We start from the raw sequence: 262 nt of genomic DNA, 5'->3' as shown, positions 1-262 counted from the left end.
CAGGCCGTCCCGGCCAACACCCCCATCCGGATCAGCGATCTGACGGGCACGTACACGCCGAGGAAGACCGGCAAGGTCACCTTCACCGCTGGCGTGCTCACCATCAAGGCGCTCGGCACCACCACGACGTGCACCCCGAGCAACAGCCCCGGCCCCTCCCTCACGCTCGACGTGACGGCGGCCGGCGGCTCGGGCGGCACCGGCGGCACCCCCGGCGGCGGCTCGGCCCCGGGCGCCGAACTCCCGCAGACCGGCCCCGAGG

General features: G+C 75.2%; 1 pseudogene. It reads left to right on the top strand.

The window, feature by feature from the left end:
• Positions 1-262 (top strand): annotated as a pseudogene (locus tag SZN_RS37400) (peptidase); the annotation flags it as partial.

Origin of the sequence: Streptomyces zinciresistens K42 (assembly GCF_000225525.1) — a bacterium.
GTDB lineage: Bacteria > Actinomycetota > Actinomycetes > Streptomycetales > Streptomycetaceae > Streptomyces > Streptomyces zinciresistens.
This window is presented reverse-complemented; position numbering and strand designations above follow the sequence as displayed.